Source organism: Streptomyces sp. NBC_00425 (assembly GCF_036030735.1).
Taxonomy (GTDB): Bacteria; Actinomycetota; Actinomycetes; order Streptomycetales; family Streptomycetaceae; genus Streptomyces.
Genome location: NZ_CP107928.1, coordinates 6366898 through 6381715 on the forward strand (window position 1 = coordinate 6366898; position 14818 = coordinate 6381715).

General features: G+C 71.0%; 13 protein-coding genes. 11 read left to right on the forward strand and 2 right to left on the reverse strand.

Annotated features, from left to right (window positions below; translation table 11 throughout):
• Nucleotides 1-24 precede the first annotated feature (24 nt).
• Entirely contained in the window at nucleotides 25-2112 is a 2088-nt protein-coding gene (locus tag OHS82_RS27795; protein WP_328434748.1) for a hypothetical protein, read from the forward strand.
• Nucleotides 2113-2306: 194 nt separating this feature from the next.
• Nucleotides 2307-3536 carry a glycosyltransferase family 2 protein gene (locus tag OHS82_RS27800; protein WP_057574685.1) on the forward strand — a complete coding sequence of 410 codons (1230 nt, stop codon included), beginning with the start codon at nucleotides 2307-2309 and terminating at the stop codon, nucleotides 3534-3536.
• Nucleotides 3537-3572: 36 nt separating this feature from the next.
• On the opposite strand, the gene OHS82_RS27805 is transcribed toward OHS82_RS27800, so the two are convergent.
• Nucleotides 3573-4973, reverse strand: coding sequence for a polysaccharide pyruvyl transferase family protein (locus tag OHS82_RS27805; protein ID WP_328434749.1), 1401 nt, complete (start codon nucleotides 4971-4973; stop codon nucleotides 3573-3575).
• Between the two features lie 236 nt (nucleotides 4974-5209).
• On the opposite strand from OHS82_RS27805, the gene proB reads away from it, so the two are divergent.
• The 5 genes from proB to OHS82_RS27830 all read left to right on the forward strand — a co-directional run bounded on the left by proB (nucleotide 5210) and on the right by OHS82_RS27830 (nucleotide 10302).
• Nucleotides 5210-6337, forward strand: coding sequence for a glutamate 5-kinase (proB, locus tag OHS82_RS27810; RefSeq protein ID WP_328434750.1), 1128 nt, complete (start codon nucleotides 5210-5212; stop codon nucleotides 6335-6337).
• 153 nt (nucleotides 6338-6490) lie between these two features.
• Entirely contained in the window at nucleotides 6491-7000 is a 510-nt protein-coding gene (locus OHS82_RS27815) for a hypothetical protein (RefSeq protein WP_328434751.1), read from the forward strand.
• 114 nt (nucleotides 7001-7114) lie between these two features.
• Entirely contained in the window at nucleotides 7115-8401 is a 1287-nt protein-coding gene (locus OHS82_RS27820; protein WP_057574689.1) for a glutamate-5-semialdehyde dehydrogenase, read from the forward strand.
• A 131-nt stretch (nucleotides 8402-8532) separates the two neighbouring features.
• Nucleotides 8533-9108, forward strand: coding sequence for an SCO2584 family spore wall biosynthesis protein (locus OHS82_RS27825; protein ID WP_057574690.1), 576 nt, complete (start codon nucleotides 8533-8535; stop codon nucleotides 9106-9108).
• Between the two features lie 123 nt (nucleotides 9109-9231).
• Nucleotides 9232-10302, forward strand: a complete 1071-nt coding sequence (locus OHS82_RS27830; RefSeq protein WP_057574691.1) for an SCO2583 family membrane protein — start codon at nucleotides 9232-9234, stop codon at nucleotides 10300-10302.
• A 67-nt stretch (nucleotides 10303-10369) separates the two neighbouring features.
• Here OHS82_RS27830 and OHS82_RS27835 read toward each other — a convergent pair whose 3' ends face one another.
• Nucleotides 10370-11536 (reverse strand): M48 family metallopeptidase, encoded by a 1167-nt coding sequence (locus OHS82_RS27835; protein ID WP_328436113.1) that lies wholly within the window; start codon nucleotides 11534-11536, stop codon nucleotides 10370-10372.
• 138 nt (nucleotides 11537-11674) lie between these two features.
• Here OHS82_RS27835 and OHS82_RS27840 point away from each other — a divergent pair, with 138 nt between their 5' ends.
• The 4 genes from OHS82_RS27840 to OHS82_RS27855 all read left to right on the forward strand — a co-directional run bounded on the left by OHS82_RS27840 (nucleotide 11675) and on the right by OHS82_RS27855 (nucleotide 14721).
• Nucleotides 11675-11836, forward strand: a complete 162-nt coding sequence (locus tag OHS82_RS27840) for a hypothetical protein (RefSeq protein ID WP_199863659.1) — start codon at nucleotides 11675-11677, stop codon at nucleotides 11834-11836.
• 145 nt (nucleotides 11837-11981) lie between these two features.
• Nucleotides 11982-12146, forward strand: a complete 165-nt coding sequence (locus tag OHS82_RS27845) for a hypothetical protein (protein WP_199863660.1) — start codon at nucleotides 11982-11984, stop codon at nucleotides 12144-12146.
• Between the two features lie 96 nt (nucleotides 12147-12242).
• On the forward strand, nucleotides 12243-12869 hold the full coding sequence (gene nadD, locus OHS82_RS27850) for a nicotinate-nucleotide adenylyltransferase (RefSeq protein WP_057574693.1): 627 nt from the start codon (nucleotides 12243-12245) through the stop codon (nucleotides 12867-12869).
• 16 nt (nucleotides 12870-12885) lie between these two features.
• A complete protein-coding gene (locus OHS82_RS27855) occupies nucleotides 12886-14721 on the forward strand; it encodes a LytR C-terminal domain-containing protein (RefSeq protein WP_057574694.1) in 1836 nt (611 codons plus the stop codon).
• Nucleotides 14722-14818 lie beyond the last annotated feature (97 nt).

Genomic DNA, 14818 nt, shown 5'->3' on the forward strand with positions numbered 1-14818 from the left:
CCCCCTCCCAGAGCAGGTTTCTCCGTGATATCCACTGCTATTCGCGTCGCCCGGGTGGGCAGCGCGGCCGAGCTGGCCGCGGCGGTCCTCATGATGCTGGGCTATCCCGGTCTCATGGCGGCCGCGCTCGTCCCGAGCGCCCCCGCCTTCGCCGCCGCGGCCGCCGTGACGTACCTGGCGGACCTCTATCTCCACCACAAGAACAGTCGCCTCATCAGCCTGCTGGTCAAGGTGCGGGCCGGTATGGCCACCCGCTTCCTGGTCCGTGAGCTGCTGCTGATCCTGCTTCTGGCGAGGCTCGGCCTCTCCGAGGACCAGGTGTTCTACGCGGCGATCGCGTGCTTCACGGTGTTCTTCGGGCTCCAGGCTCCGCACAGTGCGCTGGTCGCCCTGATCGACAAGCGCCGTCAGATGCCGGTCGCGACCAGGAACGTCGACCTGGCCTCCCGGCTGCGCATCCCGGACGCCCCGCCGCGTCTGCTGCTCGGCAACGCCACGGTGAAGATGCTCCACCTCGACCTCGCCGCCGTCGTGGGCCTGCTCGTCAGCGCGGTCACCGACTCGCAGCGCGCGGGCTTCGTCGGCATCGGCGTCACCCTGGTCCTGGGCACGCTGTACGTCCTGTTGCTGGTGCCGCACCTGCGGGCGAGGCGGCTCCCGCCGAAGGCCGACAAGGTCCTGGGCACGCTGAGCGCCTGGCTGCGCGAGTACCGCCCCGAGACGGTGCTGTACTTCTCCGGCTCCGACGACTCCGCCTACCAGGTCAACATGTGGCTGGAGACCATGGAGCAGATGGAGTCCCGGCCCCTGGTCATCCTGCGTGAACGCGTCATCCTGGAGAAGATGGCGCCCACGTCGGTCCCTGTCGTCTGCGTGCCCGGGGGGGTGCACCTGATGAACATGGACCTGTCCATGGTGCGGGTCGCGTTGTACTGCGCGAACGTCGGCAAGAACATCCACCTGCTGCGCGTGCCGACGATGAAGCACGTCTTCATCGGCCACGGCGACAGCGACAAGGCGGCCAGCGTCAACCCGTTCAGCAAGGTCTACGACGAGGTGTGGACCGCCGGCCGCGCGGGCCGCGACCGTTACGCCATCGCCGACGTCGGCATCCGCGACGAGGACATCGTCGAGGTCGGCCGTCCGCAACTGGCCCCGATCCGGGCGGTCGCCCCCGAGGGCGACGTTCCCACCGTGCTGTACGCGCCCACCTGGGAGGGCTGGGACGACAACCCGGGCAACACCTCGCTGCTGCTGGCCGGCGAGAACATCGTGAAGAAGCTGATCGCGGCCGAGCCCCCGGTCCGCGTCCTGTACAAGCCGCACCCCTTCACCGGCACCCGCAGCGCCAAGGCGGCGGCCGCGCACCGGAGGATCACGGCCCTGATCAAGAAGGGCGCGGCAGAGCGCGCCGCCGACCCCCGCTTCACCGCGGACCCCGCGGCGCAGGCCAGGGCCAAGACCGAGCTCTCCCGCCTCAAGGCCCGGCTGGACGGTCTCGCGCTCGCCTTCGACGCGCGTGCGGACGAGGCCGTGACGAGTCGCGACGGCATCGTCGACGTCCGTAAGCACGAGGAGGCCGCGCGGCTGCGCGCCGACTGGGACGCCGCCTACTGGCGTTCCTTCCCGTCCTTCGAGCACCGGGTGATCACGGGCGCGGCGCCCCAGCTGTTCGACTGCTTCAACGCCTCCGCGGCGATGGTCTCCGACATCTCCAGCGTGGTCTCCGACTTCCTCGCGAGCGGCAAGCCGTACGCGGTCACGGACTCCGCGGAGCTGGGGGCGGAGGAGTTCCGGCGGCAGAACACCGCGGTGCGCGCGGCCGTCATCCTCGGCAACGACGCGGCCGAGCTGGACCAGCTGCTCGACGCGGTGCGCGACCCGGCCGCCGATCCGCTGGCCAAGGACCGCAAGGAGCTCAAGGAGTACCTGCTCGGTCCGGACGAGCCGACCTCACTGCAGCAGTTCGACGCCGCCGTCACCCGTCTGGCCCTGAAGGCCGAGGCGCGCAACGTCAGCCAGCAGGCCCTCGGGGCAGCGGCGGCGGAGGCCTCGGTGGGGGCCGCGCCGGACAACGGAGCGGCGCTGCCCGACGGAGTCGCGACCGCCTGAGGGCGCCCGACCGCGGTGCCGCCGCGATGCACGACGAGCCGGACCCCCGGAGACTTCTCTCCGGGGGTCCGGCTCGTCGTGCATCCTGTGATGTGGAACACGTGTCGAAGTCCGAGCAACCCGCCCCGGTCGTTCGTCGTCTATCGGGTATCCAAAGCAGTCTTGTCGGAACGTAGTGGTGGTGAGAGGGAAAAGTGACCGTTGCGCAGCCTGACGTCACGGTGGTCATCGGGGCGTACGAGGCGATGCCGTACCTGGTCGAGTGCCTTGCCTCGGTCGAGGCGCAGACCCTGGCGCCCGGCCGCATCGAGGTCATAGCCATAGACGACGGCTCGCGCGACGGCACGGGGGAGTGCCTGGAGGAGTTCGCCGCCCGCGCTCCCATGGCCGTCACCGTGATCCGGCAGGAGAACTCCGGTGGCCCCAGCGGCCCGCGCAACGTCGGCCTCGCCAAGGCGACCGGGCGTTACGTCTTCTTCCTCGACGCGGACGACCGGCTCGGCGCCGAGGCCCTGGAGCGCATGGTCGCCATGGCCGACCGCAACGGCACGGACGTGGTCCTCGGGCGCGTCGAGGGCATCAACCGCAACCCCCCGAAGTCGATGTGGGCCAAGACGCTCGAGCGCACGGACGTCTTCTCCTCCAACATCAAGTTCACCCTCAGCGCGCAGAAGCTCTTCCGCCGGGAGTTCCTGCAGCGCCACGACATACGGTTCGACGAGTCCCTGTGGACCGGCGAGGACGCGCTGTTCACCATGGAGGCCTATCTGCGGGCCGACGGCGTCTCCGTGGTCGCCGACTACACCTGCTACTACCTGGTGGGCCGCAGCGACGGCAAGCATGTGACGAAGAGCGGGAGTTACACCCTGCGCTTCGACTCCGCGCGCGCCCTGATGGGCCTGCTGGCGCGGCTGCTCCCGCCGGGGGCCAAGCGGGACGTGCTCATGGTCCGCCCGTTCCTCGTCACCGTGCTGCCGCAGTTCGGGCCCGTCTTCCTCAGGAACGACGAGGAGATCCGGCGCACCAAGATGGAGCTGGCCCAGCCCCTGATGGACGCCTACTGGAACGAGGGCGTCGCCCAGCGGCTCAAGGTCCACGAGCGGCTGCGCCTGGAACTGGTGGCCCGGCAGCGCCCCGACCTGCTCGTGGACGTCCTCGAGTTCATCAAGGCCAAGAGCGCGCCGACGCCGGTCCTGAAGAAGCGCAACACGCAGCTCTACCTGGCCTATCCGCACTACGGCTCGCGCGAGACCGGTCTGCCCGACCGGATCTACCTCGCAGAGCCCCGCGAGGCCGCGGACTACCCGGGCTGGCGCAAGGACGCCACCGAGACGTTCCTGCGCGGCTTCGCCCGCAAGGTCCGCAGGCGGCTGAGCAGACTCCGCCGGCCCCCGATGAGGCCGGGCGGCACCGCGGCGGCCTGAGCCGGAGCGTCGTCCGCCGGGGGAGCGGGGGCCGGGCTACTTGCCCGGCTTGAGGGCGCGACGCAGGGGACCGCCCACCACGCGTCTCGCCCGCCGGTAGATCGAGGGGGCCGGGATGACCGCGGCGGCCCTGGCCGCGCCCCGCGCGCCGGACCGGCTCTTGGCCAGGTCTCGCTTCAACTGGGCGTTGGTGGAGTCCAGTTCGCTGATCCGCTGCTGGAGCCAGCCGAACCGGGTGGTCAGCGAGGCGAGGTCGGCGTCGTTCCAGGGACGCACGCCCGCCGGGAAGGACAGCGAGCGCAGCCTCTTGTCGAAGGCCCGGCCGCCGTCGCCGTGGGTGAAGGTGTTCTGCAGCCCGTTCTTGTCCAGGAACGCCGTGAACCGGTCGAACCGCTCCTTGTGGTTCCCGGTGAGCCCGCTGAAGTCGGCCTCCTCGTAGAGGTCGGCCGGGTCGAGGTCCGCGGGCGTCTCGCTGAGCAGCCGGTGCGGTATCTCGAAGTAGCGGCACAGCTCCAGCGTCCGCGAGTCGAAGGCGAGCACGGTCGCGGGCGTGCCGGCCAGCAGCGCCGCGATGTTGCCGTGGATGCGTGAGCCGAACGAGTAGTCGAACGTGCGCAGGTCGTCCAGCCAGGTGACCGGGTCGATGTAGACCCGCGCCTTGCCCTCCCGGTACATCGGGTGGTCCGGGTGGGTGGGCATCTCGGTGACCCTGCCGCCCACGGAGTCCGTGTCCCGCCAGTACAGCTGACGGGCGTCGGTGAGGTTCTGGCCTATGTAGAGCAGGTTCGGATAACGCTCGTTCGCCCGGGTGATGATCCGGTGCAGACCGCCCCCGCGCACCGCGGCGTGCGAGCCGTTGACGGCGATCCGCGACTCCGCGGTGAGCGCCGCCGTCCGCTTCTCCACCGGCAGCCGGTCGCCGTGCAGGAACATCGACGGGCAGCCGATGACCTCGACGTCCCGGAAGCCCATGTCGTCGAGGTACCGCTCGGTGAACTCGCCCCGCACGCCGATCGTGGCGCTGCGGTCCAGGACCGCCGCGCAGAAGGCACGCACCGAGGCCTCGATGGGCTTCAGCCGCTCGGCCTCGTAGGTCACCCCGGTCTGCGCGCCGACGCCCAGCACCACGACCGGGATCCTCAGCTTCCCGATGAGCCGGGTCAGCCGCTGCAGAGGCTGCTCGAAGGTCGGCCGGAAGGCGTTGGCCAGGGGGACGACGAAGGCGTCGTACTCCTCGTTGATCCGCGCCGCCGCGTTCGCGTCGGACCGCATGCCGTTCGAGACGACCTCGGTGTCCGGGGCCATGAGGATCTTGTGCGCTGCGTCACTGAAGATCAGGTTGCCGGAGTTGGTGGCCATGACGTCGCGGTGGAGGGCTTCCTCGACGGGGACGACGTCGAAGGGGCTCTTCCCCGACCGGAGGAGTATGCGCTTCACACCGCGAACTGTAGGTGACCCAAACTTGAAAATAAATTTGTGTTCTCTTCAAATTCGACGAGGAACCGACACAACCTTTTTGCCGTATGCAAATGGTGAGCAAACGGTGACGTTGTGTGCTCGCCGCTGCTTCGCCGCGCTGTCCGCGAGATGAAACCCCGGAGCGGTCCCGGGCCCCGTTCGCGTAGATTGCCGGGCAGCGCAGCCGTGGACCTACGCAAGGGGCGAAGAACAAGGTGGCAGGGGCAAGGCAGGCCGTGGGCGAGGCCCGCAGGATCGTCGTCAAGGTCGGCTCGTCGTCGCTGACCACCGCCTCGGGCGGCCTCGACGCCGACCGGGTCGACGCGCTCGTCGACGTCCTCGCCAAGAGCCGCAGCGGGGGAGAGAGGGAAGTCGTCCTCGTCTCGTCCGGGGCCATCGCCGCCGGGCTCGCCCCACTGGGACTGCGCCGCCGCCCCAAGGACCTCGCCCGGCAGCAGGCCGCCGCCAGCGTCGGCCAGGGCCTGCTCGTCGCCCGCTACACCGCCTCGTTCGCCCGCTACGGCGTCCGTGTCGGCCAAGTGCTGCTGACCAGCGACGACATGAGCCGCCGCGCCCACCACCGCAACGCCTCCCGCACCCTCGACAAGCTGCTCGCGATGGGCGCCTTCCCGATCGTCAACGAGAACGACACCATCGCCACCGACGAGATCCGCTTCGGCGACAACGACCGGCTCGCCGCCCTCGTCGCCCACCTCGTCCACGCCGACCTGCTGGTCCTGCTGTCGGACGTCGACGGGGTCTACGACGGCGACCCCAGCACACCGGGCACCTCGCGGATCGCCGAGGTGCGCGGGCCCGGCGACCTCGCGCACGTCGAGATCGGCAGCGCCGGCAAGGCGGGCGTCGGCACCGGCGGCATGGTCACCAAGGTCGAGGCCGCCCGGATCGCGGCCGCCGCCGGCATCCCCGTGGTGCTCACCAGCGCCGTTCACGCGGCGGACGCCCTGGTCGGCGGGGACACCGGCACCTACTTCCGTCCGACCGGCAAGCGCTCTGCCGACCGGCTGCTGTGGCTTCAGCACGCCTCCACCCCGCAGGGCTCCCTGACCCTGGACGACGGCGCGGTGCGCGCGGTCGTCGAGCGGCGCACGTCGTTGCTGCCGGCCGGGATCGCGTCCGTCGAGGGCGAGTTCAGCGCGGGCGACCCCGTCGAGCTGCGGGACACCCGGGGGCGTGCGGTGGCCCGCGGTCTCGTCAACTTCGACGCCAAGGAGATCCCCCAGCTGATCGGGCGGTCGACCCGGGACCTGGCACGCGAACTGGGAGCGGAGTACGAGCGCGAGGTCGTCCACCGCGACGACCTGGTGATTCTCCACCCGTAAACACGCTCGAACGATCCGTACCGGTGGGGGACGTTCCGTGAAACCGCCCCACGAAGGCGTGCGGCCTGCTCAACTTTGTCTCAGGGACACGGCCGCGGGCGACCGCGGTGAAACGCGGGACATCCGCACGAGCGCTGCGTAAAGGAGGCCGTCGTGAGACGAGTGCGCCCTGGGGTGGCAGCGGCTCGTGGGAGTACCGGCGGGGTCGGTTCGGCGGCGCCGCGCACACCCGGCGAGGAGCGCGCCCTGACCAGCGTGGCCGCCGGTGAGCGCTACCGGGCGCAGGAGGTCGCCGAGTCGAAGGGCGGGCAGCCCGTGGAGGTCGCCCGGCTGTGGCACGTCACCCTCAGCGTCTCCGGCGAGGAGGCCCCGGTGCAGGAGGTCCGGCGGGCTCTGGAACAGCTCGCCCACGATCATCCGTTTCTCCTGACCAGCAGATACGCGGGCGATCACGCCGAGATCCGGTACTGGGAGGAGGCCCGCGACCTGCATGACGCGGCCGCCGTCGCCCTGCGCCTGTGGGGCGAGCACCGCCAGACGGCCGGCCTGCCGCCCTGGGAGATCGTCGGCCTCGAGGTCATCGACCGCCAGACCTACCACCAGCGCATCGCCGAGGGCTATGGCCCGGCCCCGGCGACGCCGGTGGGGGTCCACCCCTACTGACGTCCCTCGCCGCCGCGCCCCGGGAAGTCCCGCGGGGATTCTCGGTCTCCCCGGGGAATCTCGGGGTGTGGAACGCGCGGTGAACGGGCCGGTGCGGCGCACTACCCTTCCCTTATGACCACGCTCTCGCCGTACGACTCCATGTCCCCGGTCACCCGGGCCGCCTACCGTGCCAAGGCCGCCGCCGCCGACCTCGCGCCGCTGCCCCGGGCCGCCAAGGACGACGCGCTGCTCGCCATCGCGGACGCACTGGAGGTCCGTACGAGCGAGATCGTCGAGGCCAACGCCGTGGACATCGCCAAGGCCCGCGAGGCCGGCACCAGCGAAGCCATCGTCGACCGGCTGACCCTCACCCCGGAGCGGGTCCGTGCCATCGCCTCCGACGTGCGGGACGTCGTCGCGCTGCCCGACCCGGTCGGCGAGGTCGTCCGCGGGTCGACCCTGCCCAACGGCATCGACCTGCGCCAGGTGCGGGTCCCGCTCGGCGTCGTCGGCATCATCTACGAAGCCCGTCCGAACGTCACCGTGGACGCCGCCGCGCTCTGCCTGAAGTCGGGCAACGCGGTCCTGCTGCGCGGATCCTCCTCCGCCTACGAGTCGAACAACGCCCTCGTCCGGGTGATCCGTGACGCGGTGGGCGGGGCCGGGCTGCCCGCCGACGCCGTGCAGCTGGTGCCCGGTGAGGGCCGCGACAGCGTCCGCGAGCTGATGCGCGCCCGTGGACTGGTCGACGTCCTCATCCCGCGCGGCGGCGCCTCGCTCATCCAGACCGTGGTCACGGAGTCCACCGTCCCGGTCATCGAGACCGGCACCGGCAACTGCCACGTCTACGTCGACGCCCACGCCGACCTCGACATGGCGATCGACATCCTGATCAACTCCAAGGCCCACCGGGTCAGCGTCTGCAACGCCGCCGAGACCCTCCTCGTCCACCAGGACATCGCCCCCGAGTTCCTGCCCCGCGCCCTCGACGCCCTCGCGGAGGCGGGCGTGACCGTGCACGCCGACGAGCGCGTGCTGGCCTACGCCGAGGACTCCAAGGCGACCGTCGTCGAGGCGACCCCGGAGGACTGGGAGACCGAGTACCTCTCCTACGACATCGCCGCCGCCGTGGTCGACTCGCTGGACCGGGCCGTCGAGCACATCCGGCTGTGGACCTCCGGTCACACCGAGGCCATCGTCACCACGTCGCAGCAGGCGGCCCGCCGATTCACCCAGCTGGTCGACTCCACCACGGTGGCCGTCAACGCCTCGACCCGCTTCACCGACGGGGGCCAGTTCGGCTTCGGCGCCGAGATCGGCATCTCCACCCAGAAGCTGCACGCCCGCGGTCCCATGGGCCTGCCGGAGCTGACCAGCACGAAGTACATCGTCACGGGCGACGGACACGTACGGCGCTGACCCGGCCGCCGGGGAACGCACGAACGGCCGAGTGCGCCATCGCGCGCAGGCCGCCGTGAGAGGCGTCTCATCCGGCTCATGAATTTCCCTTCCGCCTGCCCAAAACGACCCTCCAGGTCTACTCTGGACATGTGCCGGAGGACGTGGGGGGTACGCCGTTCCCTGACGGCTGGGAGCCCGACGACGACCACGACCGCGGGGTGTCGGACGAAGAGTTCGCCTCCGTGGTCTTCGACGAGGCCTTCGTGCAGGCGGCCGTGGTGCACGAGCCGACCGCCGTCGAACGCCTCCTCGCCGCAGCCGAGGCGAGAGCCGAGGCCTCGGAGGCAGAGGCCCGCAGAGCCCGCGCCAGAGGCGACCGCTACGAGGACGTCTACGGCGCGGACGATTTCGGCCATGATCCGGACATCGACGACCCGGACGACGCCGAGCTCGCCGAAGGCTGGGAGCGTGGCTACGGCGCCCACGGGCCGTACGGCAGACAGAGCCGCTGGCACCGCCCCGTGGCCTGGATGCTCGCCCTGGTCATGGGCGTCGGCATGGTCGCGCTGGCGTTCGCCGCGGTCTATCGGGGCACCTCCTCGGGCGGCCGTGACCAGGTGCCGGCGCCCGCCACGACCGGACTCGAACAGGGGAGCGTGCCCCCGCCCTCCGCCTCCGCCGACCAGTCCCGGCCACCCGTCTCGGCGGTCCCACGCACACCCTGAACGTCAGTGCGACGCAAAGCCGTACGAGCCGTACGCGCGTGGGCGCGAAACCGGTGAGCCCCTGTCAGAACTTGGCGTACAGCGAGGCGTTTACCCGAGGTCCGCGCGACCTACTCTGAAAGTATGGCCGGCCCTGGAGACCCACCGGAGGGGACACCCGAGGGCACTTCCGGAGGTGAGGACGAGTACCGATCCGTCGTCTTCGACGAATCGTTCATCCGCGCTGCCCGCATTCAGGAGTACTCCGCGCACGAACGCCTGGCCGACCATGCCCCCGCCGTCCGCCGCCGCCCCGCGCGGCGGCGAGGCGGCCTGTCCCGGCAGGCCCTGGCCCTGGTACTCCTCATGGCCATCGCCTTCGGCACCGCCGTCTATATGGGACTGCGCAGCCCCTACCAGACCCAGGCGGCCCGCCGCACCGCCGAACCGCTGCGGATGACCGTCATCCCGCTCTCCCCGCAGGGCGCCGTGCCCGGGGCGGCGGCCGCCGAATCGCTCTTCGCGCACAGCCCCGCCGCACAGTTCCGCATCGGCGCGGAGGGCGTCCCGCTGCCCGCCTCGCGGCGCACCGCGCACTTCTCCGACAGCCAGGTCGTGGCGGCGCTGACCACGGCCAAGGAGTACATCGTGCACTCCTCCCTCTATCCGGAGGTGCTCACCGGGCAGCAGGTGCGGCCCGTGCGGGCGCTGATCGACGCCGACCAGCTCGACCAGTTCGACGAGAGCTTCAGCCATCCTGCCTCCGACGGCCGGCACGGGCCGACCGGCTGGCTGGTCCGCTTCGATCCCGCCCTGGCTCAGCTGGCCGACCGAGAGGTCCGAGTCCAGGGCACCTTGCAGGCCGCCGAGGCCGACTCCTCGACCCTCGAGGTCACCGCGGACCACACCCTCGTGTACGCGCTGCGACCCGCCGGCGCCGCCGCCGACGCCCCGGCCTCCCTGTTCACCGTCCGCCGTGAGCTGCAGTTCCGCTTCGACCGCGAGGACCTGCGCACCCACCAGCTCCAGCTGATCGTGTCCTACGTCCAGGCAGGGCCGCTCTCCTGCGCCGAGGACTCCGCGAACCATCTGCGGCCGCTGCTGGCCGGCCAGACCGCGAAGACAGGCGGCCCGGCCGGCACGGACCCCTACGCGACCGGCGGCGTGACGGCCCTGTGCGGGGCCCTGGCGACGAGCGCGCAGCCGAGGGTGTGAGACCCGGGGCATGAGGCCCAGGGGCATGCGCCCCAGCGGCGTGCGGCCGGGGCGGGGGAGCGGAGCTTCACTTCCCGCCGTGCGCAGGGGTGTCGTCCGGGCCCTGTGCCCCGCCCTCTCCGTCCGTCCCGTCCGCGCCGGCGGCCCCGTCCGAGCCGTTGCGCGGCCGGTCCTCCGGCGGAGTCGGGCCGGTGAAGCCGTCGAAACCGCGCCGGACGCGGCCGCCCAGGCCGCCCGCACCGCCGGCTATGTCGCTGACCAGCTTCATCAGCGGGTCCTTGGAGCTCTTGACGCTCGTCGCGTAGTGAGCGGCGGACTCCCGGAAGGAGTCGGTGACCGAGGTGTCCTTGTCCTCGTTGCGCCGCGGGTAGTGGCCGTCCATGATCCGCTGGTGGTCGCGGGACTCCGCCCACTTCTTCAGCTCGGCCGCACGAACCGTGGTGAAGGGATGGGTGCGGGGCAGCACGTTGAGGATCTTCAGCACGGAGTCGCGCAGGTCGCCGCCCGACTCGTACTCCTCGGCCTGCTGCAGGAACGCGTCCACGTTCATCTCGTGCAGGTGGTTTCCGCCGGCGATCTTCATCAGCCCCCGCATCGAGGCCTTCACGTCCTGGCCGACGAGGAGACCCGCGCGGTCGGCGGACAGCTCCGACTTGCGGAACCACTCGCGCAGCGCCGTCACGATCGCCATGATCGCGAGGTTGCCCAGCGGGATCCAGGCGACCCGGACGGCCAGGTTCGTCAGGAACAGCAGGATCGTGCGGTACACGGCGTGCCCGGACAGCGCGTGGCCCACCTCGTGCCCGACCACCGCCCGCATCTCCTCCTCGTCGAGCAGCTCGACGAGGCCGGTGGTGACCACGATGACCGGCTCGTCCAGACCGATGCACATGGCGTTGGGCTGCGGGTCCTGGTTGACGTACATCGGCGGGACCTTCTCCAGGTCCAGGATGTAACAGGCGTCCCGCAGCATGTCGTTGAGGTGCGAGAACTGCTGGTCGGAGACCCGCACGGAGTCGGACAGGAACAGCAGCCTGAGGCTGCGCTCCGGCAGCAGCCCGCTGAGCGCCTTGAACACCGTGTCGAAACCGCTCAGCTTGCGCAGCGCCACCAGGGCGGAACGGTCGGCCGGGTGCTCGTACGCACGCGAGGAGATTCCCGGGAAACGCCTGCGCTGCCTGCTCGGCACGCGCTCGTGGCCGGCGCCGTTGTGCTCGTGGCCGTCGTCGGACATGTCTTCCCCCATGTGCGTCTGTGTGGCCCGTTACCTGACCCTTTACGGACCCTTGTGCGGTCCTTTGCGCCCCCGAAGCAGAGGCCAGCCTAGGCGGAGTTACCGTGGACGGGCACTACACCTAAGGAGTCCCGTCCCATGGAGCACCGTCCCGCAGCCGCCTGGCTCTCCGAGGCCGTCGGCGCCGCCCAGCAGCAGGGGCCGGGGAATCTGCTCCGCGTCGTACTGATCGTGATGATCCTGGGCTGTGCGCTCACCGCGTGGTTCCTGTTGCGGGGCTACAAGCGGAAAGACGACTGAGCCGACGGGAAGGTTCCCAATGGCGGAGTCGGCGTGATCGCCGCGGAGCCGCCCGTTTACGATGGGCCGACGTCTTTATCCCGCCCTCCCCCACTCTCGACCTCGCTCGAGCGGGGGGACCTCCATCGGATAGGTCCTGCCGAAGATGAGCCTTCACAGCGCCGCTGCCCAGTTGGTCACCCTCGCCGCCGAGGGCGAGGAGCACGGCGGCAACCACCAGAGCCTCGACCCGCTGGTCACGGGTGGCGGCGCCTTCATCATCCTGCTGCTCCTCCTGTGGATCACCACCCGCTTCAACCGCGACCGCTGAGCCTTCGGTGTTCGACGACGGGCAGTCCGGCATAGCGGGGCGCTCCGGGCATTCGCCGGCCGGGGCCCCGCGACCGGGCCGGTAGGGTCTGCACGCATGGGAGAGCAGGACATGGCCACCGGCCCGTCGGACAACGGCAGGCGCCGCCTCGGCGTCATGGGTGGAACGTTCGATCCGATCCACCACGGACACCTCGTGGCGGCCAGTGAGGTCGCCGCGCAGTTCCACCTAGACGAGGTCGTGTTCGTCCCGACCGGCCAGCCCTGGCAGAAGAGCCACCGCAGCGTCTCCCCGGCGGAGGACCGCTACCTGATGACGGTCATCGCGACCGCCGAGAACCCGCAGTTCTCGGTCAGTCGCATCGACATCGACCGAGGCGGCCCCACCTACACCGTGGACACGCTGCGCGACCTGCGGGCTCTCAACCCCGAGAGCGACCTCTTCTTCATCACCGGCGCCGACGCCCTGGGCCAGATCCTGACCTGGCGGGACAGCGCCGAACTGTTCTCTCTCGCGCATTTCATCGGCGTCACCCGGCCGGGGCACAACCTCATGGACCCCGGCCTGCCCGAAGGCGGCGTCTCGCTCGTCGAGGTGCCCGCGCTCGCCATCTCCTCCACCGACTGCCGCGCGAGAGTCGCCAAGGGCGACCCCGTCTGGTACCTGGTGCCGGACGGCGTCGTGCGCTACATCGACAAGCGCGAGCTGTACCGCGGCGAGTGAGCCGAGAGGGGTACCGGTGAACGACCGACACGACGCGGGGTACGGGGGCGACCAGTACGAACTCGTCGGCTACGACGAGTACGGCCAGCCCGTCTACCGGCAGGTCCCGCCCCAGCAGACCCCCCAGCAGTCCTACGACCCTTACGGGCAGCAGCAGTACCCGGGGCAGCAGGGCCAGAGCCACGGCCAGGGCCAGAACCAGGACCACGGGCAGCAGGGGTACGGCTACGACCCGTACGGCACGGGCGGCCGGCAGACGCCCGCCTACGACCCGTACGACACCGCTCCCCAGCCGCCCGCCGCCTACGACCCGTACGGCACCGCTACGCAGGCCCCCTACGACCCCTACGGGCAGACCGCCGCCGGGCAGCAGCCCCGGGCCGAACAGGCACGGACCGCCGAGCAGACCGCCTACATCCCGCAGCAGGCCGGCCCGGCCGAGCCACGGGCCGGGGCCGGCGCGGACGGCGACACGGGGCACGGGTCCGGGCTCGGCGCCGGCACGGGTGACGATGCGACGGACGCCCAGCGCGGCCAGGACGCCGCCGGAGCCGCCGGTCAGGGCCAACAGGAGTACCACACCGAGCAGTTCGCGTTCGTGGAGGAGCCCGACGGCGACTCCGAGGACGTCATCGACTGGCTGAACTTCACCGAGAACCGCACCGAGCGCCGCGAGGAGGCCAAACGGCGCGCCCGCAGCCGGCTCGTCGCCCTGGTCGTGGTCTTGGCGCTGGTCGCCGTCGGCGGGGTGGGCTACCTCTGGTACGCCGGGAAGCTGCCCGGTCTGTCGTCGTCCTCGGACTCCGGCACGGGCACCAGGACCTCGGCCGCCGCCCAGAAGCGTGACGTGGTCGTGGTCCACCTGCACGACACCGCGGGGGGCGGCACCTCCACGGCCCTGCTCGTCGACAACACCACCACCAAGCAGGCCACGACCGTCCTGTTGCCCAACTCCCTCGTCCTCACGCAGGACGACGGCACCACGACGACCCTCGCCAAATCCGTCGACGACGACGGCTCCGACGGGACGCGCGGCGCGCTGGACACCGTGCTCGGCACCCGGATCCAGGGGACCTGGCGTCTCGACACCCCGTACCTGCAGAACCTCGTCGACCTCGTCGGCGGCATCGAGGTCGACACCGACACGGCCGTGCCCGGTCCGAACGCCAAGAAGGGCGAGAGCCCTCTCGTAGCGAAGGGCGAGAACCAGACCCTCAGCGGCAAGATGGCGGTCGCCTACGCCACCCACCGCGCCGAGGGCGAGGCCCAGAACGCCCAGCTGGAGCGGTTCGGGCAGGTCATGCAGGGCGTGCTGCGCAAGGTGTCCTCCGACCCGCAGGGCGCCACCGTCACCGTGCAGACCCTCGCGCAGATTCTCGACCCGTCCCTGACCGACAAGGATCTCGGCGCCTTCCTGGCCAAGCTCGCCGACCTCGCCAAGGGCGGCGACTACAAGACCGCCCTGCTGCCGGTCCAGGCCGACGGCACGCTCAGCGCCGAGGCCAGTGCGAGCGTCGTCAAGGACGTCCTCGGCGGGAGCGCGAAGAGCCCCGACAAGGACGCGGCGGTCAGTGTCTTCGTCCAGAACGCCAGCGGTGCCAAGGCCAACACCGAGGACGCGCGCGTGGTGCTCCTCAACGGCGGCTTCACCTTCGTGGAGGGCGGCGCCCCGTCCGGCACGAAGGCCGACTCCCAGGTCCTGTACGGGGACGCCGCGAACAAGCAGAACGCCGTCGAGGTCGCCAAGACCCTGGGGCTGGACACCGACGCCGTGAAGAAGGGCGCCGTCTCCGGCAACGCCGACGTGGCGGTCGTCCTGGGCAAGGACTACAAACGCTCCTCCACCGGATGACCCGCCGGCGAGCACGCGCGGGAGGCCCGACACAGGCGGCCCCCGCGCGTGATCCCCTCGTCACGCGGGGTGCCGTAATCACGTGGGGTGGCGTCGG